This window comes from Arenibacter arenosicollis (assembly GCF_014397245.1).
Lineage (GTDB): Bacteria > Bacteroidota > Bacteroidia > Flavobacteriales > Flavobacteriaceae > Arenibacter > Arenibacter arenosicollis.
Genome location: NZ_JACLHY010000008.1, coordinates 34,592 through 60,879, shown reverse-complemented (window position 1 = coordinate 60,879; position 26,288 = coordinate 34,592). Strand labels below are relative to the sequence as shown.

Genomic DNA, 26,288 nt, shown 5'->3' with positions numbered 1-26,288 from the left:
GGATTTTGAATATCGGTGCGGCAGTCCTAAAGCTATAAATTGCTTTCTAGGGGCTGCCGTTTTTAATTTGAGAAAAGAAATTTTTATTAGAAGTATATCTGTTCGAGCCTTTATATTGTCAGGCTCGAACAGATTGCTATTGCACTTTATCTTCCAGTCCTCTTAGGGCGCTGTTTCTTATTTTTCGTTAGATAGCGAGAAAGGAAAATCCTCGGTTTTGGTTCCCCTATTTTTGTTTGGAGTATCGGACATGTCAAAATTCAATACAGCCCCTTGAACCAATTCTTGATGGCTCAACCAGTTTTTGGAATAGGCCTTGCCGTTTAAAGTCAGCGCATTTACATATTTGTTGGTAGTACTATTGTTAGGAGCATTGATGTTAATTTCCTTCCCATTTTCCAATATAAGTGTTGTTTTTTGGAACAAGGGGGTACCTAAAACATATTGATCTGTTCCTGGGCAAACAGGATAGAAGCCCATAGCGGAAAATACGTACCAGGCTGAGGTTTGGCCATTATCCTCATCCCCACAATAACCATCAGGTGCCGGGGTATACATACGATCCATGGTTTCCCTTACCCAATATTGGGTCTTCCAAGGTTGTCCTGCGAAATTATACAAATAAGGCATGTGTTGAATTGGTTGATTGCCATGGGCATATTGGCCCATATTGGCAACCTGCATTTCCCTTATCTCATGGATTACAGAGCCGTAATAACTCTCATCAAAAACTGGTGGTAATGAAAATACTTTATCCAATTTGGCGGCAAAGGCGTCATTTCCACCCATCAAATTTGCCAATCCTTGGATGTCGTGAAAAACGGACCAGGTGTAATGCCAGCTATTACCTTCGGTAAAGGCATCACCCCATTTAAAAGGGTTAAAGGGGGCCATAAATTCACCATTCTCATTTTTGCCTCGCATTAATTTTGTCTCTGGGTCGAACAGATTTTTATAATTCAGACTTCGTTTTTTATAAAGGTTGATTTCCTTTTTTGGTTTGTTCAAGGCTTTGGCCAATTGATAAATTGTAAAATCGTCATACGCATATTCCAAGGTTCTTGCAGCATTTTCATTGATGCCTACGTCATAAGGCACATAGCCAAGTTTGTTGTAATAATCTACCCCTGCTCTTCCTACCGCTGTCAAAGGTCCGGCATTGTTGGCTCCGTGGATCAACGCTTCGTATAAGGTGGCAATGTCATAGGAGTTGGTGTCTCCATTTTTTAGGTAGGCATCTGCCACAACGGAAGCAGAATTGTTACCCACCATAACATTTCTTAGGCCTGGACTTCCCCATTCCGGCAACCAGCCACCTTCTTTATAGGCATTGGCCAAACCTTCTTGTATCTGGGTGTTAAGTTCTGGATACATTAGGTTAAGAAAAGGGAACAATGCTCTAAACGTGTCCCAAAATCCCGTGTCGGTAAACATATACCCCGGCAATACTTCACCGCTGTATGGGCTGTAATGCACCACTTTTCCGTTAGCGTCATATTCGAAGAATTTTCTTGGAAAAAGTAATGATCTATACAGACAGGAGTAAAAGGTCCTGAATTGATCTACACTTCCACCTTCCACTTTTATTCTTCCCAGCTCCTTGTTCCAGGCAGCCCTTCCATTTTTTTTAATAGTATCGAAATCATCGGAGCCAAGTTCCTTTAAATTCAATTCAGCTTGGTCATAGCTAATGAAAGAGGAGGCCACTTTGGCTATAACGACCTCGCCTTTCTTTGTTTTAAAGCTTACAATGGCACCGGCGTGGTCGGTTTCAATCTCCAGACCTTCCAATAGTTGCTCCCCGTTAAAAGTCTTGGTGGTTTCGAAGTCCTTATCAAAGACCATCACAAAGTAATTTTTAAAATTATCTGGTACCCCACCGCTGTTCTTGGTCGTATACCCTATTATTTTACGTTCTTTTGGAATAATTTTTACATAGGAACCTTTGTCCAAAGCATCAAGTACAACGTGTGAATTTTCATTTTCTGGAAAGGTGAACCGGAACATGGCCGCTCTTTCTGTGGGGGTAATTTCGGTTGTAATGTCATGATCTGCTAAATAAACACTATAGTAATATGGTTTTACAATCTCTGATTTATGTGAATACCAACTGGCCCTATCATCCTCGGTAAATCTTGTTTTTCCCGTAAGGGGCATGATGGCGAACTGGCCGTAATCGTTCATCCAAGGTGAGGGTTGATGCGTTTGTTTAAACCCTCTTAGTTTATCAGCTGAGTAGGTATATGCCCAGCCATCTCCCATTTTACCGGTTTGAGGGGTCCAGAAATTCATGCCCCATGGCATGGCTATGGCAGGGTAAGTATTTCCATTGGACATGCTTGGTTTGGAATCCGTTCCCACCAATGGGTTTACATAATCTACAGGTTCTTGTGCATATGTTATCCAAGTTAACAATAACAATAAGGATATCATTTGATTTTTAATTTTCTTGTAGTTGATCATATTTAATAAATTAGAGTAGTGCCGGTGCCGATCGCTAATTTCATTATGAAAAGAACGCAAAGGCATCGTTTGAAGTTAGTTTAGAGTTTTGGATCTCGAAATTAGCACTTTTAAATATGGCAATAAAAAAATGAACACTATATTCCATTGAATTAACAAAAACACTTTGGTGTATTTGAAAATCTATCCAAAATGAAAGAGGGTCTATCATTTTGTGCCTTATCTTTGAATGGATTGCTTTTTTATTGGTAAAAGCAATTGTTGAAAAGTGCATGTGTATTGGAATAAAACAAGAGGCAATATGGAAAGGAATGAATTATACCCCATTTTTTTAAAGGTGTCCCAGCTCAATATTTTGATTGTGGGGGGAGGTAATGTTGGTTTGGAAAAACTGACTTTTATGCTTAAATCCAGTCCCCATGCCCAAGTGGAAATGGTGGCGCCTGAATTTTTGCATGAAACATTGGAACTTGCCAAAAAACATCAAGTAAAAATAACTAAGGATTGTTACAATAAAACCTACCTGGAAGGCCGTCATATGGTTATTGCCACTACCGATAAAGTTGCTGTAAACGAACAAGTATATCACGATTGCCGGGAAAGGCATATCCTAGTTAATGTAGCGGATAATCCTCCTTTTTGTGATTTTTACATGGGCGGGATCGTAACCAAGGGCAATGTTAAAGTTGCTATCTCTACCAACGGTAAGTCGCCCACAACCGCAAAGCGCCTGCGACAATTTTTTGAAGATGTAATTCCAGAGAATATAGATGATCTGGTGCAAAATTTAAACGAATTCCGAAAAACCATAAAAGGTGACTTCGAGGAAAAAGTAGAAACATTGAACGAGTTCACCAAAGGTTTGGTAAGCAAGAAAAAGGACTGAATTTACTAATAGGTTCAAATATAGTCCGATAGAATTGGTTGCTGAATGTCAACTTTGATTCCCTAATTCTACGAAAGCGTTTTCGGAAAGTTTCGTGATGTTGCGAAAAAAAATTACAAATTCCTGATTTTTAATCTATTACAAGGAGAAAGTCCTAAAAATTTTTATTGGCATCTACTTTCGTTTTTTGATTTCCTGGAAGTCAAAATGCTATCCGTGATATAGATTTTAATATATTTGATTATATCTTCTAGGATTTCCATATTGGGAATATATCCTATAAAATTTTGAGACATATGTATTATTTGGGTTTGGATATTGGCAGCTCTTCAATTAAGGTGGCCTTGGTGGAGGTGGCCACAGGAAAAAGTGTTGGGGTGGTGCAGGAGCCGGAAACGGAAATGGAAATGATAGCCTTAAAAAATGGCTGGGCAGAACAAGACCCCAAAGAGTGGTGGGGGTATGTCTGTAGTGGCATTAAAAAAATTAAACAAAAGTACGATGTAGAGGAAGACCAAATAAAGGGAGTGGGTATTGCCTATCAGATGCACGGTTTGGTTTTGGTGGATAAGCAGGGAGAGCCCGTTCGGAAGTCCATTATTTGGTGCGATAGTCGTGCTGTTGAGATAGGTCGGGAAGCTTATGTCGAAATAGGAGAGGAAATATGTAAGACCCACTTATTGAATTCCCCAGCAAACTTTACGGCTTCCAAATTAAAATGGGTAAAGGAAAACGAACCGGAACTCTACCAGTTGGGGGATAAGTTGATGTTGCCAGGAGATTATATAGCCTATCGTTTTTCAAATGTTATCAATACTACTATTTCTGGCTTATCGGAAGGGATCCTATGGGATTTTGAGCAGGATTCAGTGGCCGATCTGTTGTTGGAGCATTACGGTATTCCCAAGTCTTTTATTCCGGATATTGTAGATACTTTTAGCCTTCAATCCAAAATAGATGAGCAAGGTGCAGAAGAAAGTGGTTTGGCCATAGGTACTCCCATACTTTATAGGGCGGGAGATCAGCCCAACAATGCCTTGTCCCTAAACGTGTTTAATCCCGGAGAGGTAGCGGCGACAGGTGGTACGTCAGGGGTAGTATACGCTGTTACGGATAATCTTTCTGGTAAGGAGAGTACTAGGGTGAACAATTTTGCACACGTCAACTATACCCAAAAAACTCCAAGAGTTGGTAAATTATTAAACATCAATGGAGCTGGAATTCAATACCGTTGGCTGTTGAATAATTTGGATGTGGACTCTTATGAGGAAATGAATACTTTGGCTTCCGAAATTCCTGTAGGCTCGGACGGAGTATGTTTAATTCCTTTTGGTAACGGAGCGGAGCGCATGTTGAACAATATGGAGGTAGGAACCAGACTGGTAAACATCAATCTAAATAATCATGGCAAGGCACATATTTGTAGGGCCGCTCTGGAAGGCATAGCCTTTTCCTTTGTCTATGGTATGGAAATCTTGAAATCGGACGGAATAAACATAGAGGTAATGCGTGCAGGAAACGACAATTTATTTCGGTCCGAAATTTTCTCCAATACCGTAGCAACTCTAGTGTCACAGGAAATTGAAATTTACAATACCACAGGGGCAATTGGCGCTGCACGTGCCGCTGGAATCCAAGAAGGCGGATTTGAAAAATTTGGAACTTATATAACCAATAACGACCATGTAAAGACTTTTAAACCGTTGAAGGATAAGAGTGCTTATCAAAAGGCATATGAAAATTGGAAAAAAGAATTGGAACTAATCATTAAATCATAAAAACAAAGAGATGGCAATAATAGGAAACAAAGAATACTTTAAGGGTATCGGAGACATTAAATTTGAAGGAAAGGAATCTGATAATCCTATGGCATTTAAATATTACAATCCAGATCAGGTGGTTGCTGGTAAAACCATGCGCGAACATTTTAAATTTGCCATTGCCTATTGGCACACCTTCTGCGGACAGGGAGCAGATCCGTTTGGACCTGGGACCCAAAATTTTGCTTGGGATCAAGCATCGGATCCGGTACAGGCGGCAAAAGATAAGGCGGATGCCGCTTTTGAATTTATCAGTAAAATGGGCTTTGATTATTTTTGTTTCCATGATTTTGATCTTATTCAAGAGGGGGCTACGTTTGCAGAATCGGAAAAGCGGTTGTCCATAATCACGGATTACCTAAAGGAGAAGAAAGCGGCTTCCGGCATTAAATTGCTTTGGGGAACAGCAAATTGTTTTTCCAATCCGCGCTATATGAACGGGGCAGCTACCAACCCGGATTTTAATGTTGTGGCAAGAGCAGGTGGGCAGATAAAATTGGCCTTGGATGCTACCATAGCCCTAGGCGGCGAGAATTATGTTTTCTGGGGAGGAAGGGAAGGTTATATGTCCCTGCTAAATACAGATATGGGCCGCGAATTGGACCATATGGCCCAATTCTTGGGAATGGCAAGGGATTATGCAAGAGCCCAAGGATTTAAAGGTACCTTTTTTATAGAGCCCAAGCCTATGGAGCCATCCAAACACCAATACGATTTTGATACGGCCACTGCCATAGGATTCCTTCGTGAATATGGCTTGGAAAAGGATTTTAAAATAAACATAGAGGTAAATCATGCTACTTTGGCGCAGCACACTTTTCAGCACGAATTGGCAGTAGCTGCTAAAGCTGGAATGTTGGGCAGTATAGATGCCAACCGGGGGGATTACCAAAATGGATGGGATACGGACCAGTTTCCAAACAATATTCAAGAAACTACCGAAGCCATGTTGGTCTTCTTAAAAGCTGGAGGACTGCAAGGTGGTGGAGTAAATTTTGATGCGAAAATAAGAAGAAACTCCACGGATTTGGACGATGTTTTCCATGCACATATTGGAGGGGCTGATACCTTTGCAAGAGCGTTGATTACCGCCGATAAAATCATTTCTTCCTCTGCCTATGAGAAAATGCTGGCGGAAAGATATAGTTCTTTCGATTCCGGAAAAGGAAAAGATTTCGAGAACGGGAAACTTAATTTGGAGGCACTGTATAAAATGGCCCAAGAAAATGGGGAATTACAATTACAGAGTGGAAAACAAGAGTTGTTCGAGAACATCATCAATCAATACATATAACAAGCATATTTATTATTAGAAAATTGGGCAATTGACATATTGCAATCTAAAGATTTTACAAAATATCTTTTAAAAGTATTATAATGGGAGTTATTTTACCGAAATTCGGTTTAAGTTGATTCTATGAAAAAAATAACCCTAAAGGAGATTGCCCAATTTTTTGATGTTTCCATTTCAACGGTTTCCAAGGCCATCAATGATAGCCATGAAATTAGCCAGGAGTTAAAGTTTAAGATTCAAACTTACGCTAAGGAACATAAATATAGGCCCAATAAGGTAGCCTTAAGTCTACTGCAAAAGAAGACCAAAACCATTGGGATAGTGGTGCCCAATATTCTCAATTATTTTTTTACCCAAGTTTTTTCGGGGATAGAAAAAGTAGCAAACGAACGTGGGTATAGCTTACTTAGCTGTATCAGTAATGAGTCCTATGAAAAGGAGGTGGCAACTTTGGAATTTTTAGGAGGTGGTACGGTTGATGGTCTAATAGTGTCCATGGCAGAGGAAACCCAGTTTAAAAATCACCTAGGTCATTTTCAGAATATACTGGATGAACAGGTTCCCTTGGTTATGTTCGATAGGGTTTCTGATGAAATCTTATGTGATAAGGTAATAGTCGATGACTTTGAGGCGGGCTATAAAACCACTAAATATTTTTTAAATCTCGGTTGTAAAACGGTTGCATTGGTTACCGCAATTGACCATTCAAGCGTTGGTAGATTGCGGGTGAATGGATATAAGAAAGCCCTAAAAGAGGCCCATATTCCTTATGATGACAAATTAATACTAAGGGTTGGCAAGAAAGACGACCTAGAGGTCCTTTTGACCTTCATGTTGAATTATAAGCCTATTGACGGTATAATGGCTTTGGATGAAATTACGGCGGTAGAGGTCTTGAGATTGATCAAGGCGAGGGGATATAGAGTGCCGGAAGACATTTCCGTGGTCGGATTTACTAATGGCAAATTGTCCCGTTACGTAACACCGGCACTTACTGCAGTAAGTCAGCATGGAACCTTTATTGGTGAAACGGCGGCAAAAGTGCTCATAGAAAGGATTGAGAACAATAAAAACACCGATAATATTACTAAGGTCATTAAAACCAGTCTAATAGTAAGGGATTCCACAAAGAGGGTTTAATTGCTCCCTGTGTCCAAATAGAATTAATCTATGGGTGTTAAGCCCTCCTTCACCACTTGGGTCATGTACCCAATTTCCTGAAGCGCCTTATTGGTAAAATCGAACAAACTAAGACAGCGGTCCAAATTTTGGTTTTCGTAAGATACCTTGTAATATATATTGTCGTTCAGGTAGTCGGTTAGGGCCCTTAATCCATGTATAAAGGGCATAAATACGGCTCCCCAGGCCAGTAGGTCTATTTCTTCCTTGTATAAAAAGGCACCGTTACTCTCCAGGCCCTTTACGAAGGCTTCAAACAACGGCTTCTCAAAAGTAATCTTGTCATGATCCTGTTCATCTTCAGCAGCCGTATTGGCAACTGTTCTTATGGCATCGCCAAAATCAAAATAAAAATACCCTTTCATAATAGTGTCCAAATCTATAAGGCAGAGTGCCTTATTTTCTTCCTTGGAGAAAAGGATGTTATTTAATTTGGTGTCGTTATGGCAAACTCGTAAAGGCAACTTGGAATTATCCAATATTCTTAGTTTTTCCAGTGTTTCCTTTGCAAAAGCAATAGCTGCTTTGGATGTTTCCAATTTTTCCTTTTTTGCGGATAAAAGGGATTCCTCAAATTGCTTTTGCCGTAATGAAAGATCATGGAATTGTGGTATGGTATCCACATAGTTGTCCATTGGTGCATTTGCCAACAGTTGATGGAATTTCCCGACTACCTTACCGGCCTGGAATGCAATTTCAGTATCGGTGGCATTGTCATAGGCGGTAGTGTTGTTAATATAGGTCATCAACCTCCAATACCCCGTTTTTGCATGCTTATAGTAGGAATTGGCCGTATCGGTTTTTAAGAGATCAATGGGAGTATAATCTTGGTCCTGCAAAAATTCGAAAGCGTTTGCAATATTGCCCATTAGACCATGTACATCCTTAAAAACGTTATGGTTTACCCGCTGAAGAATATACAACGGGTAATTGTTGTCCAATACTAAATAGGTGTCATTAATATAGCCCTGGTTAATCCCTTGGAATTGATATGTTTTCCTTTCTATGGAGAAATTTTCCAAAAGCTCGTTGAGCTCAACTGTTTTTTCTGTAATCATGAATTAGTTGATCTAAACATTGTCCCATAGCGGGGAGGTGTAGCCATTATCGTCTGTCATACGCTGTAATTCGGAAACAGCTACTTCCTTATCGCTGGCGTAGGTAACTCCGAACCATTGACTGGCTGAAGGAATTACATCCACATCTATCAAATTACTGTTTATCATTTCTTTTATAGCAAAAGGTAGATAAATTTCCCCTTTGGCAATATTGTCCTTATTGGCAATAAAACCTTTAAGATAATCTGTAATGAATGGAAATATAGAAGGTTGACAAACCCAAAAGTTCATGCTGACCAATTCTTCACCAGTAAATTTGGTGCCAGAATCCGTATCTATAATCACATTATCTTGGGCTTCTATTTTAGTATGTTCGTTTATGGAGGTTAGTTTTCCATTCTCTGACTTACACACACCTCTTGAAACAGATCCGTGCTCGGATAAGGTGTTTTTAAGGGTATAGGCAATTAGACCATAAGTCTCTTTCTTACCATTGTTTTTGATAAATTCAGCGGCGCTTTCAAAGGCATTTTTTCCGTAATAATCATCCGCATTAATTATGGCAAAAGGTTTGTCAATTACATTTCTTGCTGTCCAAACAGCATGTGCTGTACCCCAAGGTTTTGCCCTGTCTCCAGTAAAACTTACTCCTTCGGGAAGATCGGAGATTTCTTGGGCCAAAACATCCAATTTTACATTTTTTGGCAATCTGCTGGATAAGTGATCTTTTAAGAAATCTACATTTTCCTTTTTTGTAATGGCAACGATATGATCAAAACCATTTTTGAGGGCATCATAGATGCCGAATTCCATTAGAAATTCGTTCTTAGGGCCCAAATCATCAAATTGTTTAAGTTTTCCATATCGGCTACCGCTGCCGGCCGCCATTAAAAGTAATGTCATAATTGGTTGTTTTTAAGTTTACAAAAATATAGTTTTTATCATAAAAGGACTTCTAGAACGCATTATTTAAAAATTTAGTTTTGAATTGTATGGTATTTCACGCTTTTCTCGTTTCTAGGCATTCTATTTTATGAAGGGAAGAAGTGTATTTAGGTTTTCAAATTGGGTGAAAGCAGAACGAAACATTTATTAGCGATTGCGAAACCTGATAAGTGTCATATTTTAATAAGCCCCATCATGGTATTTTTGTTGCAATCTTATACAAAAACTGCTTATGTCCAATTTGGTTCAAAAATATAATATTCCCGGTCCCCGTTATACTAGTTACCCTACTGTTCCCTATTGGGATTTGGATTCTTTTTCGGGCCAGCAATGGAAATCCACATTGATCGGTAGCTTTAATGTAAGTAATGAGGACGAAGGAATAAGCCTATATATTCATCTACCGTTCTGTGAAAGTCTTTGTACATTTTGCGGCTGCCATAAAAGAATAACCAAAAGACATGAAGTTGAAGATCCATATATAAGTAATGTCTTAAAGGAGTGGAAGCTTTATTGCGATTTGTTTGATACAAAACCAAGAATAAAGGAACTTCATTTGGGCGGGGGGACTCCAACATTTTTCTCCCCTGAAAATTTGACCCGACTCATAAATAGTATTTTTAAGTCTGCTACCCATGCGAAGAATTATGAGTTTAGTTTTGAGGGACATCCAAACAACACCACCAAAGAACATCTACAGGCCCTTTACAATGTAGGTTTTAGAAGAGTGAGTTATGGGGTTCAGGATTATAATAAAAAGGTTCAGCTTGCCATTCATAGGTTGCAACCTTTTGCCAATGTGAAAAATGTTACCGAATGGGCCAGAGAAATTGGGTATACTTCGGTAGGACATGATATTATTTTTGGTTTGCCCTTCCAGTCCAAAGACGATGTTACCCAAACAATTTTGAAGACCAAGGAGTTAATGCCGGACCGTTTGGCATTTTATAGTTATGCACATGTTCCTTGGTTAAAGGGAAATGGACAAAGAGGCTATAAAGATTCGGACCTGCCAACGGCAGAAATAAAACGGGAGCAGTATGAAATGGGAAAGGCCTTGTTGGGTGAGGTTGGTTATTCCGAAATAGGAATGGATCATTTTTCACTAAAAACGGATTCGCTGTATAAAGCCATGGAGAATGGGACGTTGCATAGAAATTTTATGGGCTATACTGCTTCTAAAACACGTGTAATGATTGGTTTGGGAGTTTCCAGTATTAGTGATAGTTGGGGTAGTTTTACCCAAAATGTAAAAAACTTGGAAGAGTACAGCCACCTTGTTGAAAATAATATTATTCCCATTTACAGAGGACACATTTTAACTAAGGAAGACAAGATTATTCGCAAGCATATCTTAAATTTAATGTGTAGATTTAAGACTAGTTGGGAAAATCAACATGAAGTTTTCAGAGAGTTGGGTGCCGTAAAGGATAAGCTAAGTGAAATGGCTTTGGATGGGTTGGTGGAAATAGCTTCAGACAGCATTTATGTTACTGAAAAGGGAAGGCCCTTTGTGCGAAATGTATGTATGGCGTTCGATCTGTTCCTACATCGTAAAGCGCCGGATACAAGATTGTTTTCAATGACGATCTAGTTGATTCAAAGGCCTGTTTTGGTGACCTAATGATCGGGCTCAATATTTAATTCGTAGTTTAAAATTATTAATAAACATAAACAGATGAAAAAAATTATAGTACCCGTAGATTTTTCAGAACAATCCGAAAATGCTCTAAAAACGGCAGCTTCCATCGCCACAAAATATGGCTCTGAGATTTTCGTCCTGCATATGCTGGAATTGTCGGAAGCTCTTGTTTCATCCAATGAGCAGGCACATTACGAGCAAGCTGTTTTTTTAATAAAATTGGCAGAAAAAAGGTTCGAAACATTTTTGGATAAACCATACTTAAAGGGCATCAAAACTACGCCTATTGTTAAACATCATAAGGTGTATAGCGAAGTGAATGCCATTGCAGAAAAGCACGGTGCCGATCTAATTGTAATGGGTTCTCAAGGGACAGATGGGATCAAGGAAATTTTTGTGGGTTCCAATGCCGAAAAAATGGTAAGAAATTCCAATATTCCGGTCTTGGTAATCAAGGATTATATTGAGGGTTTCGAGGTGAAGAGATTTGTGTTTGCCTGTGATTTTGAGGAGGAAAACCTAGAAGCCTTTCACAGGGCAAAAAAATTGGCAGATAAGCTTGCTGCAGAATTGATTTTGGTAAATATTAATACACCGGGAGATAATTTCTTGAGCACAAAAGATGCCTTTAAGAAAATTAATAAGTTTCTACATTTGGCGAAAGCGAGTTTGGAGGTCGAGATATATAATGACTATACCGTAGAAAGGGGAATACTTAGCTTTAGTGAAGGTAGAAATGCCGATTTAATTGGTTTGCCCACACATGGCAGAAAAGGACTTTCCCATTTTCTTATGGGTAGTATAGGGGAGGATGTGACCAATCATTCCAAAATACCTGTTATCACTTTTAAAATTTAATGACTTCAGAAAAAGTATCAGGGTTAATGAAACTTTAAACCCAATTTAATTACTTTGGTTTTTATTCCTGTTGTGTTAAATTAGTGGTACGAAGTATGGCTTAAATCGTTATATTTGAGGGACATGGGTTTGTTAGTATCAACTTATTCCAAAAAATCCTCGATATGAAAGTTTATGCCATCATTTTTTTTTCGGTTGTTTTTATTTCCAATACTGTTAGAGCGCAGGAAGATATTTTATTAAAGGATTACGATCCTGTATCCATTTACAATATTCCCAAGACCAAAATAGCCAAAGCTAAATTTCCGGTGGTAGATTTTCATTCGCACCCCAACCCTAAGTCGGAACAGGAAATAAGGGAATGGGTAAAGACAATGGACAAATTTGGCGTTGCAAAATCCATTATACTTACCTATCAAACCGGGAAGTCCTTTGATAGTATTGTGAACCTTTATTCCAAATATGGAGACCGTTTTGAACTTTGGTGTGGTTTCGATTTTACTGGTTACAACGAGAAAGGCTGGAGTAAACGGGCTGTGAAGGAATTGGAAAGATGCTATAAAATGGGAGCTAAGGGAGTTGGTGAATTGGGCGATAAAGGCCTTGGCTTTTTTTACTCCAAACCCACACCGGCAATTGGAATGCATGCAGATGATCCAAGGATGAAGCCCCTTTGGGAAAAATGTGGGGAATTGGGTATGCCGGTGAGCATACATGTTGCTGATCCAATGTGGATGTACCAACCCATGGACGCTCATAATGATGGTCTGATGAACGCTTACAAATGGCGCATAGATACTCAAAAGGAGGGGTTGTTGACCCATGGGCAATTAATTACTACTCTAGAAAATGCTGTTAAGGAAAATCCAAAGACCACTTTTATAGCTTGCCATTTTGCTAATTGTAGCCATGATTTGGAAATTCTTGGAAGGCTATTGGGTAAATATGACAATATGTATGCCGATATATCGGCAAGATTTGCAGAAACGGCCGCTGTTCCCCGATATACAAAACGCTTTTATGAAAAGTATCAGGACAAGTTGGTATATGGTACGGATATGGGCACTGACCCAGAAATGTACGAATTAACATTTCGCATTTTGGAAACCGAGGATGAGCATTTTTACGATAAGAATATTTCATCCTATCATTGGTCCTTTAACGGTTTGGGACTTAGTGATGAAGTTTTGAAAAAGGTGTATAACGAAAATGCCAAAAAGATACTGGACTAGTTAAACACGCATAAAACTACATTCTATACTATTTTTTAAGCATGGGGAATAGCATCATTATTTCCTCATCGGAGGGTTGCTTGCCGTACTCGCATATTTCAAATCCCTCTATATGTTTAGCGTTGGAAGCTTTATTGCCGTACCACTTTTCAGCGCATTGCAAAAGGGCTTCATTGGGAGCTTGAGACCTCCAATTGGCCAACATTTCCAATCTGCCCTTATCATCCTTGGGTACTTTTTCCAAATTGCCGGCGGTCCAGGGAAGCCATTCAAAGAACTGTGATTTGTGTGCCGACATGGCATAAATTTTTTGATCAAAAGCGGCATCGATTATTACGGCGATATCCGGTTCGAAAGGACTAGGTTTTTGAAAACCATCTTCAGAGTATAGAAAAACCGGATTTTTTTGGAGAGGTGGTACTTCTGGGGCCACATTGGGGACTATGACCATATAGGCTGCGTCTTGCACCAAAACACCCGTATACCTGTGGTCTGGGTGATAGTCATTGGGTCGCGGGGCAATCACTACATCGGCATTCCATTTTCTAATTTCGCGTATCACCTTTAGGCGATTTTCCAAAGTAGGCATCAATTCCCCATCATGGTTGTCCAGTACCGTATATTCCACTCCAAACCTTTTACCAGCTTCCTTGGCCTCTGCAATCCTTATTTTGGCAAGTTCCCCACCGCCCATGGCATAATGACCAGCGTCACCATTGGTTAGGGATACAAACTTTACATTATGTCCCATTTTTGCGAGTAATATGGCAGTGCCACCAGTATCAATATCACAATCATCGGGATGGGCTCCGAAGACTATTACGTTGACTTTTTCCCCTTGGGAAAATAAAAAGGTTGCATTTAAAATAAGATAACAGATAAGTATAACTTTTTTCATTGGTCGTTGTTTAAGGTCCGGTTGCACCTGGCCATTGTCCAGTTCAATCCCAAATGTTTAAGAACAGGGGATTCCAGTGCACTAGAAAATTACACTATTTTTACAAGTACTACAAATCTGATTTACGGGTGGGAAGGGGCTTTTAGTGGCAATCCAGAGTACTGGTAACTACCTCCAAAACAGGTTCCGGTGAAATATAGGGGATTCCAAGTCCCATTCCCCTTAATATAAACAATAGCCCTATTAGGACCACGAAAACGGGAATCAATCGCTGAACCGATTTTTTGGCGCTGCCTTTTAGCATACTGCCAAAGTAAACAGCAGAGGTCATCAAGGGGATGGTTCCCACTCCAAATAAGACCATGAATAGCGCTCCAAGCCATGGGCTGGCCGTGGCGATACTACCAAAGAGGGCTATATAAACTAACCCACAGGGAAGTAGTCCATTAAGGAGGCCAATGGTTAAAAATGTATCTGGACTTTTTTTCTGTAATTCTTTTCCAAGTCGGCTTTTTACTTTGGACAATAGGGAATATATAGGTTTGGAGAAATTGTACTTGTTAAAAGTTTTATAGGGAATAAGTATTACTGTAATCATCAGGACCCCAATAATGATGGAAAGCCTTTGTTGCATTCCAAATACATAAAGTCCTTTGCCCAAAAATCCAAAAATTAGACCAAGAATACTGTAGGAAGTAAGCCTTCCCAAATGGTAAAGAAAAACCTGCATTAATTTTTTGGCGGGTTTATTATGATCTACCGGCAACATGAAGGCAATAGGACCGCACATTCCAATGCAGTGAAAGCTTCCCATTAGTCCCATGATTAAGGCAGATAACAACATAGTTTTGTGTGGTACTTTTGTGTTTATTTATTATTGTGATAGGTTATTTTTTTCTTGAACAAGTAAACCTCGCCTTGGTATTCCCAGAATACTTTAATGTCCCAGCGACCATCCAACAAACGATTGTCAGGTATGAGCAAATAGTCTTTGGATAAACTTACAGGTAAGTCAAAATCCAAGTGCTTGTTAGATGGCCTGTAAAGGGACACTGTACCTTTAATATTTTCTATATCCAAGTTTTTTGGGAATACTAATTTTAAACCCTTATCCGTTGTTTCCAATTTAAGGTCAACTTCTTTGGCATGGGCATTGTTTTCGGCATCAATTTCATTCTGATAGCCCAATTCCGCTCTGTAATAATTCTCGGTTACCAGATCATGATTGGCTTTGTGGTCCATGCTCATGCGGACTACAAAAAATAGGATAAAACTTATAAATCCGATGAAGGCTAGCACAATTCCGGTTCCCCAATTAATTTTCATAGCTTATTCTTTTAGTTGTGTTTTCCAAAGGGAAATCCAATTGGTTTTTAATCTTTTTTGACTTCTGCCCAGTGTTTAATTTATTTATAGCTTCTAGGGGCTAAAAATCTGGCGGTGGCCGTTTCAATTAATTCTTCCCCACTATATACTCCAATCCTTAATTTGTTCTTGTCACCTTCCAAAGCCGAATTATTTATTTCTACAAATAAGGTTCCTTCGGCCCTTTCTTGTGCAGGTACTATAAAATGTTCATGCCTAACTAGATTGATGGTCCCTTTGTGCGACAACAGTTTAAAACTCACATCCGTAATGTCCTCGGTGGTTTTATTTACTAACTTATAAGTGTAAACATTGCTAATTATATTGCCTTCCTTGTGCTCGTATAGTTGTCCAGGCAGTCTTAAGATATTGGCTTCTACTTCATTTCTCAAAAACAACATGCCGATCAATATCCCAGTTAGAATAACGAGTACTGCCGTGTACCCTTTAAGTCTAGGGGTAAATGTAAACTTGGACTTTTTCTCAATGTTGTCTTCACTGGCATAACGTATAAGTCCTTTAGGAAGGTTTACCTTTTCCATTATGGTATCACATTCATCTATACAAGCTGTACAATTGACGCATTCCAACTGAGTCCCATTTCTTATGTCTATACCGGTCGGGCATACGTTTACGCATTGGAAACAATCAATACAGTCGCCATTTCCAAGCGCATTTCTATCCTCTCCTTTTCTAAACTTTTTTCGACCATTTTCCGCTTCTCCACGTTTATGGTCGTAGGCCACAACAATAGATTTATTGTCGAGTAATACGCCTTGCATCCTTCCATAAGGGCAAGCTATGATACATACTTGTTCCCTGAACCAGGCAAATACAAAATAGAATACCGCAGTAAAGATTAAAAGTGATACTAGGGTGCTTACATGTTGTAAGGGTCCATCCGTGATATATTGCATTAAGCGGTCACTTCCTATTAAATAAGCCAAAAAAACATTGGCGATCAAAAAGGAAATAATGAAGAAAACAATTAATTTAAGGCCTCGTTTTCTGATTTTTTCAGCATTCCATGGTTGTTTGCTAAGACGTATTTGAGCACCACGGTCGCCATCGATCCAAAATTCTATCCTCCTAAAAACCATTTCCATGAAGATGGTTTGGGGGCACATCCAACCGCAAAAAATTCGACCAAAAGCAACGGTAAAGAGGGCTATGAAAATTACCCCGATTATCATCGAAATTACAAATAGATGAAAATCCTGTGGCCAAAATGGAAATCCAAATATGTTGAAACGCCTTTCGAGAACATTGAACATTAAGAACTGATTGCCATTTATTTTTATAAAGGGTGCCAGAAAAAGGAAGGCCAATAGAACATAACTTACATATTTGCGATATTCATAAAACTTTCCACTGGGTTTCTTGGGGAATATCCAAGCCCTTTTGCCATCCTCATTTATAGTTCCTATGGAATCCCTAAAATTGTCCTGGTCCTGTGCCATTTATATGTAATGCTTTTTTGGAATTTTGGGTATGCGTTAAAATGTGTTCAATAAGGTATATTAGGAATTTACTCCCAGGTCCAGATTTCTCCTTCAGCGGCCTTTGGATTGGCTGGGACCTTGCCGTTTATTTCACTAAGAATAAAGCTGGCCACTTGTGCTATTTCGACTGGTTTGAGGGTCTGTTTCCAAGCTATCATTCCCTTACCGTCCCTACCGCCTTCAGAAATGGTATGGAAGACGTTTTTGATTCCGCCTCCCAAGATCCAATGTTCGTCCGTAAGATTCGGGCCTATAGCTCCACCGCCATCCGGCATATGGCAGGCTACACAATTGGAGCTATAAATAGTAGCCCCGGCCTTAATGTCGGAAGCCTCAGTCAAAAGTTCCACGGAGTTGGCGTCAACCAAGCCTTTGGCCGTTTTTTTGTACTCTTCAATGGCAATCATGGCTTCAGCTACTTCCTGTTCATATTTCATGTTCTGTGTGTAATCATTAAATACGTGGAAACGTGCGAGGTAAACCACACCGAAAATTATGGTGGCATAGAACATATACACCCACCAAGGTGGAAGATTGTTGTCCAATTCACGGATACCGTCGTAATTGTGGTCAAGGATAATTTCCTTTTCTTCCTCTATAGGTTTGTTTCCGGTCATTTTTTCCCAGAATTCCTTACCCCATTTCCACTCCCATTGCTTCGATTTGGTTTCTAAATAGCGCTTTTGTGCTTCAGGGGATAATGTTTGGAACATTACGTTTTCCACTGATTTAAGAATCAATTCAATTCCTATCAATATGAACAACACCATCAACATAAATAGAAGGGTGATAGGGTATTCAATAAATGCTGGTTTGTCCCCGGAGTCAATAAAATACTCCATCAATCCGAAGATTAGGAAAAAGATTACGGGGACTCTTATCCACCAAGGTGACATATTTTTCATAATAATTCTTCTTTAGGTTGGTTTTCTGTTTCTAATGGTATTTCGCTTACTTCCTTAATATGTTCTTTAGAGGCAGTAAATACCCACCAGAAAAGAATAGTGAAAAACAAAAAGAAGATTAGCAGTGATATCATGGGATAGGTGGCTATGCCATCTATACTTTCCATATAACCTTTTACAAATTTTAGCATGACTTATTTGTTTTGTGAAATTATTTCGTCCGTTTCCTTTATTTTTATATCTGTACCCAAACGTTGTAGATAGGCTATCATAGCTACAATTTCCCTATCCTTCATTTCTATGAATTCTTCCCCGTTTTCGGCGGCATATTTTTTGTCCTCTTCATACCCTTTTGCAAAATCGGGATCGGAGTATAGATTTTTCTCAATTTTAGTCGCCTGATTATCCATGGATTGTTCGGCATATGCAATCTCCTCCTCGGAATAAGGAACTCCAAGGGTAACCATGGTCTCCATTTTGGTCTGAATGTTGCTCCTGTCGTGCCTATTGCGTACCAACCATGAATAGGAGGGCATAATAGAGCCTGAAGAGGTACTTTGTGGGTCGTACATATGGTTCAAGTGCCAGTTGTCCGAATATTTCCCGCCAACCCTTAATAGATCAGGTCCAGTACGCTTACTTCCCCATAGGAAAGGATGGTCATATACATATTCTCCAGCTTTGGAGTACTCTCCATAGCGCTCTACCTCACTTCGGAAAGGTCTTACCATTTGGGAATGACAGCCAACACAGCCCTCCCGGATATAAAGATCTCTCCCCTCCAATTCTAGGGGAGTATAAGGTTTAACGCTTGTAATTGTTGGAATGTTCGATTTCACCAGAATAGTGGGTACAATCTGGATAACTCCCCCGATCAAAATGGCAATGGTAGCCAAAATGGTCAATTGAATGGGCTTGCGCTCCAACCAAGTGTGAAAGGTCTCTCCGGCCGTTCTTTTCTTGGATACATTGGTCAAGGCAGCAGCTTCGGCCAATTCATCCTCTACATCGGTACCCTGCTTAATTGTAACAACTACGTTGTAAATCATTACTATTGCTCCAATAATGTACATGGTACCTCCAATGGCGCGCATCCAGTACATGGGGATAATTTCATTTACAGTCTCCAAGAAGTTACCGTAAGCCAAGGTTCCGTCTGGGTTAAATTCTTTCCACATTAGGGCTTGGGTAAAGCCGGCAACATACATTGGAAGGGCATAAAGTATTATTCCTAAAGTACCTATCCAGAAATGGAAATTGGCCATGGGAAGTGAGTGCAACCTTGTCTTGAACATTTTTGGAACCAACCAGTATATCATCCCGAAAGTCAAGAATCCGTTCCATGCCAAGGCTCCCACGTGAACGTGTGCAATGATCCAATCGCTGAAATGCGCTATGGCATTTACATTTTTAAGGGAAAGCATGGGGCCTTCAAAAGTGGCCATACCGTAACCTGTAATGGCAACCACCATAAACTTCAAAACTGGGTCTGTTCTTACCTTATCCCAAGCTCCACGCAAAGTCAGTAGTCCATTGATCATACCTCCCCAGGATGGTGCGATCAGCATTATAGAAAAGGCAACCCCTAAATTTTGTGCCCATTCAGGTAAAGTGGAATATAATAAGTGGTGAGGTCCGGCCCAGATATAAATAAATATCAGGGACCAAAAATGTACTATGGATAATCTATAGGAGTATACAGGCCTATTGGCCGCTTTTGGCACAAAGTAGTACATTAATCCTAAGAAAGGTGTTGTGAGGAAGAAGGCTACTGCATTGTGACCGTACCACCATTGCACCAAGGCATCCTGTACACCTGCATATACCGAATAACTTTTGAAGGCACTAACGGGAAGGGCAAGACTATTAAAGATATGAAGTACTGCTACTGTTACAAATGTCGCCAGATAAAACCAAATAGCCACGTATAAATGGCGCTGTCTTCTTTTTAGCATTGTCCCGATAAGGTTCCAGCCAAAGGCCACCCAGACCACCGCAATGGCTAAATCTATAGGCCATTCCAGCTCTGCATATTCTTTGGATGAGGTGTATCCCAAAGGCAGGGTAATTGCCGCTGCTACTATGATGGCTTGCCATCCCCAGAAATTAAAATTACTTAGGGCATCGCTGAACATTCTCGCCTTTAACAAACGCTGGGTAGAATAATAAACGCCGGCAAAAATGGCATTTCCCACAAAGGCAAAAATAACCGCGTTGGTGTGTAAAGGCCTTAAGCGGCCAAAACTCAACCAAGATATCCCATCGGTTAAATTTGGAAAAAGAAACATAAAGGCAAGTAATAAACCTACCGACATTCCTACAATTCCCCAAAACATAGTTGCATAAAGGAATTTTTTTACGATTTTGTTATCGTAATAAAACTGTTGTACTTCCATAATTACAATTTTTGACTTTCACTTTTTTGGTTAGATATTTTTTCGGTGTGCGCAGTAGTACTTTTTACAAGTTCATCTTCAAAAAGCATGCGAACGGATGGGGTATAGGAATCGTCATATTGACCATTCTTGGTGGCAATAATAAAAGCCGCAAAAAATATGACGGCTATAACAATACTCAATGACAGCAATAAATAAATTACACTCATACCTACCTGAATTAAGGCGTAAAACTAAACATGGAGAATATGGTATTATATGACATTTGTCAGGTTTTGATAAAATATTGAAAGTTCTTCTCTCCTAGAGCATATTTATTTTACACTTTCTTCAATCCTCAACTTTTTGTGGTGACTTCATCGCATGATTCGTTTAAGAAGGGATATCATAATTAATAGGTTTGTTTTAGTGAGGAAGCCAATAAAATGGGATTAATCCAAAATTTTGTGTTTTATGCCCGAATAATTCATTTTAAACAAGGAATTATGTGAAAGATTTTTAGTTTTGCCCAGCTCTGTTGAAAATTCGGCAATCCTTGGCCAAAATTTTCAATCAAGAGCGTAATAATAAATTTTTAACTTCATAGAATATGTTTAAAAAGGCAGGCTTAATTTTATTTTCAAGTTTGATTGTTTTAAGTTGTAAACATGAGGAGGCCCCATGTACTCCAAGTACCGAGGCAATAAATTATCCCTCATCGGATTCTTTGGCTCAGGTTTTAAATTGGCCAAAGGATTTGAAAATAACTGGATTCTCTGGTCCTGACCTAACTCCAAGTCCTGCCTGTATGGCCGTAGCTGCCACAGGGGAGGTCTTTGTAGGGGTAGATATGATGGGCTCCCTAGGCAAGGAAATAAACAAAGGGTTTATAAAGCGATTGGTAGATTGTAACCACGATGGCATTATGGATTCCCACACGGAATTTGCCCAGGTAGATAACCCTCGAGGTATTTTGGCCATAGGTGATCAAGTTTTTGTGTTGCACACTACCTTTTCTCCAGAAACGGGAAAAGCTTTTAATATGGATTTGGTGGTATTTGAGGATTTGGATAAGGATGGGGTGGCCGATGGCCCCGCCAAAGTTTTAATAAAGAACCTAAGTAATTCCAAATATCTACAGGAGAGAGGAACGGATCATGCCACCAACGGTATTCAAATGGGAATAGACGGGTGGATATATATTGCCGTAGGTGATTTTGGTTTCCATAATGCTACAGATCGCGATGGAACCCAATTGACCATGTTGGGCGGAGGAGTTGTTAGGGTTCGTCCGGATGGAACAGAAATGGAAGTTTATACCCATGGATTACGAAATATTTACGACGTGGCCATTGACCCGTTCATGAATATCTACACTAGGGGCAATACCAATGATGGTGGTGGATGGAACATAAGATTCATCCATCAGATACAATCCGGGGAATATGGATACCCTGTTCTCTTTAAGCATTTTACCGAAGAGATTCTTCCCGCATTGGTAGATGTAGGTGGAGGTTCGGGGACCGGATCACTTTATATGAACGACAACCGTTGGCCGGAAAAATATAATAATGTTCCAATGATGGCTGATTGGGGTAGAAGCTACTTGTACTTCCATAGGCTTACTGAAAATAAGGCTAGTTTTATCCAGGATGAGGAGGAGTTTATCCAGTTGCCTCAAATAACCGATGTGGATGTGGACGGTGCTGGAGTTATGTATCTTTCAGCTTGGGATGGTGCAGGATATTCTGGTAGTCCTGATAAAGGCTATGTGGTCAGGGTTACACCTGAAGACTATAATTACGAGCCATTCCCCATTTTGGAGGATTTTTTCTGGACCGGTAGTTTGGTAGATTTATTAAAGGCAGATAATGCCAAGACACGTCTAAGTGCCCAATATGAATTAATTAAAAGAGGTAAAGGGGCCGATAAAGTATGGCAGTTGGTGGAAGATAGCACTTTACCATTGGAGGTACGTGCTGCAGGAATATTCACTTTTGCCCAATTAGCGAGTGCGGCTGGAATAGACCGTTTGGTGTCCCTTACAGAAGACCCACAAGTCCAGGAATTTGCCCTAAGGGCCCTATCGGACCGAATGGGTTCCATTGATAATGTGCCTACAGAACCATTCTTAAATGCATTGAAATCTGATTCTGACCGAGTAAAGGCGGCGGCAATTGTTGGTTTGGGAAGATTGGGGAAAAAGGAAGTGGCCAAGTCTTTATTGGAAATTCCGGTTCCAAATTCCTTTCAAGCTCCTGGGATGGGTACGGAAGGACCCCATGCAAAGCCTAATGCGGAAATCATTATTCCACATTTGGCGGTCAAGACTTTGGTGAAATTAGACGCAGTGGATGCATGTGTAAGCGCTTTAAATACCGAACAAAAGGATTTAGCGTTGTGGGCAATGCGATATATGCATAGTCCTAAGGCTGTGGATGGATTGATCAAGGCCTATGAAAAAACAGATGATTCCGTTTTTAGGAATAAGATCATAAATACCTTGGCGCGTATTTATCACAAAGAGGCGCCCTACGATACTTCTTGGTGGTGGAGTACCCGTCCGGATACCCATGGTCCATACTATAAAACGGTAGAATGGGATTATACGCCAGTAATCCGCTCCTTTTTAAAAGGGGAATGGGAAAAAACTTCTGAAGAAGAAAAGGAATTATATGCAGAACTGAACAGCAAGTACCGATTGGCGATTGATGATTTTGGAACTGTGGAAATAACCGCTCCCAAGGAAGATATGCCTGCAATAGACCTGGAAAAGATCAAAAATAAAAAAGGACAAATTGGTGAGGCTTCCATTGAAGATATTATGATTGCACTGAAAAAAATAAAAGGTGATCCGGAAAAAGGCAAGGAAATTTTTAAAACGCAGGCTTGTTTTACTTGTCATAGTGTAGCTTCAGGTGAAGTAATGAAAGGCCCGTTTATGGGGCAAATAGGTTCTATTATGAACAGGGAGCATATCGCCGAATCTATTCTGAAACCAAATGCTTCCATTTCCCAAGGGTTTTCAACGGTGCAGATACAGACTAAAGAAGGCGATAATTATGTTGGGTTTGTAACCCAGGAATCTGCTACCGATCTTACCATAAGAAATATTGTAGGTACGGCAACCCAACTTAAGAAATCCAATATCGCTGAAAGAAAGGAACTCGAAACCTCTATGATGCCATCTGGGTTGGTAAATGCCCTTAGTTATGAGGAAATGGCTTCGTTGGTAGCGTATTTGGAGCAACAGAAATAAGAGAGGCAGCTTTCTTCATAAACCATTTAAGATAGTATATAAGTAAAAGGCAACTGTTCTAAACAGTTGCCTTTTTATTTGTTGAAGTATGTTCACAAAGTGTGTTCAAGCTGCCACAGTTCAACTTTGGATTATTCCCTTCCCAGTTTGCTTCCCAATCTGTTGGTGGCAATTGTCGTGAACAGTACAATACTGATAGAGCTTAACGGCATAAGAATGGCTGCAATAACGGGCTCCAATTGACCGGTAACCGCAAAATATAATCCCACTACATTGTATAATAAAGAAAGGACGAAACTTAGTTTTATAATTTTAATGGCTTTCCTTGAGGCTAAAATATATTGGTACAGAAATTTGAAATTTTTAGCATCCAGAATACCGTCACAGGCGGGGGAAAAAACATTTACGTTTTCTGATATGGCTATACCTACATTGCTTTGCGCTAAAGCTCCGGCATCGTTTAGGCCATCACCTACCATCATTACTTTTTTATTTTGATCTTGGAGCGACTTAATGAATTGGAGCTTGCTGTCCGGTTTTTGATTAAAATATAAAGGAGTTCCTTCTGGTAATAATTTGGTAAGATTGGATTTTTCGCCAGCGTTGTCACCTGATAGTATTGCCAATTCCAGATCTTGGGACATTCTTTGGAAGGTTTCTGAGGCCCCATCCCGATATTGGTTCTGAAAAATAAAACAGCCCTTGTATTGGTCGTTGGAGCTAAAGTGTACCGAGGTGTTTTCGGTATTGTCTGTTTGAGTATTGCCGACAAAGGCAGCCGAACCAACTTTAACGCTATCCGTAATGGTTGAACCCTTAATCCCCTGTCCCAAATATTCTTCATATTCCTCGAGGGGCACAATGTTTTGTTCCGCCAACATATCATATAGCTTTCTACTCAATGGGTGATTGGACGATCGTAAGGTGTTTTTTAACAAGGACTCTTCTTCGCTGGTCAATTCCAGTCCTTCATAGTATACATGTCCCTTTTCAGCAGTAGTAATAGTGCCTGTTTTGTCGAAAATAGCGGTATCGATCTGTGCCAATTGTTCAATAGTCTGCGTATCCCTTAAATAAAATCTATTCCGTCCAAAAATTCGCAGCATATTGCCTAAGGTAAAGGGTGCGGCTAAGGCAATGGCGCAAGGGCACGCAATAATGAGTACTGCGGTAAAGACGTTTACGGTTTTGCCGGGGTCTATAATTAACCATATAAATGCTGAGACAAAGGCTATCGTCAAGACGGCAATCGTAAATCTTTTACCTATACTATCGGTCAAGGTTTGAAAACTTCCTGATTTATCCTGTTGAAAAACGGCATTGCTCCAAAGTTGGGTAAGGTAGCTTTGGGAAACCGATTTTAAGGTCTCAATTTCGATAGCGCTGCTCAGTTGTCGTCCACCGGCATAAACTTTATCTCCGGATTTTTTGTCTACAGGTTCCGATTCCCCAGTAACAAAACTGTAATCGATCTTGGCATTGCCGTTAATCAGAATTGCATCCACAGGAATTAATTCCCCATTTCTTATAAGGAGCCTATCTCCGGCTTTAATGTCATATACCTGAGTGTTCTCCTCGGTGTTTTTACTTGTGATTCTAGTCACCGCAATGGGGAAATACGATTTATAATCCCGTTCAAAAGAAAGATAGGAATATGTTTTTTGCTGAAAGAATTTGCCTAAAAGTAAAAAGAATACCAATCCTGTTAGGCTATCAAAAAAGCCAGATCCCCAATCGAAAATAATTTCGACGGTACTCCTAAGGAATAAAACTAAAATTCCCAGCGCAATGGGGATATCAATATTCAAAAATTTTGATCTTATACCCTTATAGGCTGAAATAAAATAATCCTGTGCGGCATAGAATACCACAGGTAAGGAAAAGGCAAACATTAGCCATCTAAAAACGCCTTTAAATTGTTCCAACCAATATTCCCCGACCTCAAAATATTCAGGGAAGGAAAGAAACATGACATTTCCAAATGCGAAACCGGCAATACCCAATTTATACGATAAACTACGGTCTATGCCTTTTTTCTTTTTGTCGTAGTCGTCCAAGGAAATGTAGGGTTCATATCCAATTCTGGACATTAGAAGCACCAAATCCTTAAGGGTAATCTTGTCGGAATTATAGGTGACCCTTACGGTCTTTTTAGGAAAGTCTACCTGAGAACTATTAATACCGGTATTTAGTTTATTTAAGTTTTCCAATATCCAAATACAGGAACTACAATGTATATGCGGTATATATAGATTTATAATTTGGGTGCCATTATCGTTGAACTCTATAAGTTTTTCTATAATGTTTTTGGATTCCAGAAAGTCGTATTTACCTTCAATTTCCTTAGGTGAGGCGCCCGCTGCAGACTGCAGGTCATAATAATAGGATAAGTCGTTATTGGCAAAAATCTCATAGACAGTTTTGCAACCAACACAACAGAAGGTTTTATCATTATGATTTATGGGAGTTCTCCCGCAATCGTCACCACAATGATAGCAAGTTGCTTTATCCATAGATTATTTGCTTAATACCCGGTTGCAAAGATGGTCACGTTTACCATTCCAAAACATGACAATTGTCAGTTTTTCCCCAAGATATAACCTTTAA

Annotated in this window: 20 protein-coding genes; 8 read left to right on the top strand and 12 right to left on the bottom strand. The window is 39.7% G+C overall.

Annotated elements, in window-relative coordinates; all coding sequences use genetic code 11:
• Nucleotides 1-177: 177 nt before the first annotated feature.
• Complete coding sequence (locus H4O18_RS09930; protein ID WP_187584056.1) at nt 178-2,463, bottom strand: GH92 family glycosyl hydrolase; 2,286 nt, start codon at nt 2,461-2,463, stop codon at nt 178-180.
• A gap of 301 nt (nt 2,464-2,764) precedes the next feature.
• Between H4O18_RS09930 and H4O18_RS09925 the strand changes: the two genes are divergently transcribed.
• The 4 genes from H4O18_RS09925 to H4O18_RS09910 all read left to right on the top strand — a co-directional run bounded on the left by H4O18_RS09925 (nt 2,765) and on the right by H4O18_RS09910 (nt 7,603).
• On the top strand, nt 2,765-3,349 hold the full coding sequence (locus H4O18_RS09925) for a precorrin-2 dehydrogenase/sirohydrochlorin ferrochelatase family protein (protein WP_187584054.1): 585 nt from the start codon (nt 2,765-2,767) through the stop codon (nt 3,347-3,349).
• Nucleotides 3,350-3,645: 296 nt separating this feature from the next.
• Complete coding sequence (locus tag H4O18_RS09920; protein ID WP_187584052.1) at nt 3,646-5,127, top strand: xylulokinase; 1,482 nt, start codon at nt 3,646-3,648, stop codon at nt 5,125-5,127.
• Nucleotides 5,128-5,137: 10 nt separating this feature from the next.
• On the top strand, nt 5,138-6,463 hold the full coding sequence (gene xylA / locus H4O18_RS09915; RefSeq protein WP_187584050.1) for a xylose isomerase: 1,326 nt from the start codon (nt 5,138-5,140) through the stop codon (nt 6,461-6,463).
• A 123-nt stretch (nt 6,464-6,586) separates the two neighbouring features.
• Nucleotides 6,587-7,603, top strand: a complete 1,017-nt coding sequence (locus tag H4O18_RS09910; protein WP_187584048.1) for a LacI family DNA-binding transcriptional regulator — start codon at nt 6,587-6,589, stop codon at nt 7,601-7,603.
• A gap of 23 nt (nt 7,604-7,626) precedes the next feature.
• Here the strand turns inward: H4O18_RS09910 and H4O18_RS09905 are convergent, their stop codons facing one another.
• Both H4O18_RS09905 and H4O18_RS09900 read right to left on the bottom strand, forming a co-directional pair.
• Complete coding sequence (locus H4O18_RS09905) at nt 7,627-8,700, bottom strand: phosphotransferase enzyme family protein (protein ID WP_187584046.1); 1,074 nt, start codon at nt 8,698-8,700, stop codon at nt 7,627-7,629.
• A 12-nt stretch (nt 8,701-8,712) separates the two neighbouring features.
• Entirely contained in the window at nt 8,713-9,603 is an 891-nt protein-coding gene (locus H4O18_RS09900) for a nucleotidyltransferase family protein (RefSeq protein ID WP_246474176.1), read from the bottom strand.
• A gap of 274 nt (nt 9,604-9,877) precedes the next feature.
• Here H4O18_RS09900 and hemN point away from each other — a divergent pair, with 274 nt between their 5' ends.
• The 3 genes from hemN to H4O18_RS09885 all read left to right on the top strand — a co-directional run bounded on the left by hemN (nt 9,878) and on the right by H4O18_RS09885 (nt 13,377).
• Complete coding sequence (gene hemN / locus H4O18_RS09895) at nt 9,878-11,239, top strand: oxygen-independent coproporphyrinogen III oxidase (protein ID WP_187584044.1); 1,362 nt, start codon at nt 9,878-9,880, stop codon at nt 11,237-11,239.
• 84 nt (nt 11,240-11,323) lie between these two features.
• Nucleotides 11,324-12,145, top strand: a complete 822-nt coding sequence (locus H4O18_RS09890) for a universal stress protein (protein ID WP_187584042.1) — start codon at nt 11,324-11,326, stop codon at nt 12,143-12,145.
• A 164-nt stretch (nt 12,146-12,309) separates the two neighbouring features.
• On the top strand, nt 12,310-13,377 hold the full coding sequence (locus tag H4O18_RS09885) for an amidohydrolase family protein (RefSeq protein WP_187584040.1): 1,068 nt from the start codon (nt 12,310-12,312) through the stop codon (nt 13,375-13,377).
• Nucleotides 13,378-13,405: 28 nt separating this feature from the next.
• Here H4O18_RS09885 and H4O18_RS09880 read toward each other — a convergent pair whose 3' ends face one another.
• The 8 genes from H4O18_RS09880 to ccoS all read right to left on the bottom strand — a co-directional run bounded on the left by H4O18_RS09880 (nt 13,406) and on the right by ccoS (nt 20,652).
• The gene (locus H4O18_RS09880; RefSeq protein ID WP_187584038.1) at nt 13,406-14,275 is read right to left on the bottom strand and encodes a PIG-L deacetylase family protein; all 870 of its coding nucleotides are present in this window, start codon (nt 14,273-14,275) and stop codon (nt 13,406-13,408) included.
• Between the two features lie 142 nt (nt 14,276-14,417).
• Nucleotides 14,418-15,119 carry a sulfite exporter TauE/SafE family protein gene (locus H4O18_RS09875; RefSeq protein WP_187584036.1) on the bottom strand — a complete coding sequence of 234 codons (702 nt, stop codon included), beginning with the start codon at nt 15,117-15,119 and terminating at the stop codon, nt 14,418-14,420.
• Nucleotides 15,120-15,142: 23 nt separating this feature from the next.
• Complete coding sequence (locus H4O18_RS09870) at nt 15,143-15,601, bottom strand: FixH family protein (RefSeq protein WP_187584034.1); 459 nt, start codon at nt 15,599-15,601, stop codon at nt 15,143-15,145.
• A gap of 80 nt (nt 15,602-15,681) precedes the next feature.
• Nucleotides 15,682-17,100: a cytochrome c oxidase accessory protein CcoG gene (ccoG, locus tag H4O18_RS09865; RefSeq protein ID WP_187584032.1), complete on the bottom strand. Its 1,419-nt coding sequence runs from the start codon at nt 17,098-17,100 to the stop codon at nt 15,682-15,684.
• 68 nt (nt 17,101-17,168) lie between these two features.
• On the bottom strand, nt 17,169-18,047 hold the full coding sequence (locus H4O18_RS09860) for a cbb3-type cytochrome c oxidase N-terminal domain-containing protein (RefSeq protein WP_187584030.1): 879 nt from the start codon (nt 18,045-18,047) through the stop codon (nt 17,169-17,171).
• A complete protein-coding gene (locus H4O18_RS09855; protein WP_187584028.1) occupies nt 18,044-18,238 on the bottom strand; it encodes a CcoQ/FixQ family Cbb3-type cytochrome c oxidase assembly chaperone in 195 nt (64 codons plus the stop codon). The genes H4O18_RS09860 and H4O18_RS09855 overlap by 4 nt, the downstream gene beginning before the upstream one ends.
• A gap of 3 nt (nt 18,239-18,241) precedes the next feature.
• The gene (gene ccoN, locus H4O18_RS09850) at nt 18,242-20,443 is read right to left on the bottom strand and encodes a cytochrome-c oxidase, cbb3-type subunit I (RefSeq protein WP_187584026.1); all 2,202 of its coding nucleotides are present in this window, start codon (nt 20,441-20,443) and stop codon (nt 18,242-18,244) included.
• A gap of 2 nt (nt 20,444-20,445) precedes the next feature.
• On the bottom strand, nt 20,446-20,652 hold the full coding sequence (ccoS, locus tag H4O18_RS09845; protein ID WP_187584024.1) for a cbb3-type cytochrome oxidase assembly protein CcoS: 207 nt from the start codon (nt 20,650-20,652) through the stop codon (nt 20,446-20,448).
• 380 nt (nt 20,653-21,032) lie between these two features.
• Here ccoS and H4O18_RS09840 point away from each other — a divergent pair, with 380 nt between their 5' ends.
• On the top strand, nt 21,033-23,681 hold the full coding sequence (locus H4O18_RS09840; RefSeq protein WP_187584022.1) for a DUF7133 domain-containing protein: 2,649 nt from the start codon (nt 21,033-21,035) through the stop codon (nt 23,679-23,681).
• Between the two features lie 131 nt (nt 23,682-23,812).
• On the opposite strand, the gene H4O18_RS09835 is transcribed toward H4O18_RS09840, so the two are convergent.
• Nucleotides 23,813-26,194, bottom strand: coding sequence for a heavy metal translocating P-type ATPase (locus tag H4O18_RS09835; protein ID WP_187584020.1), 2,382 nt, complete (start codon nt 26,192-26,194; stop codon nt 23,813-23,815).
• Nucleotides 26,195-26,288 lie beyond the last annotated feature (94 nt).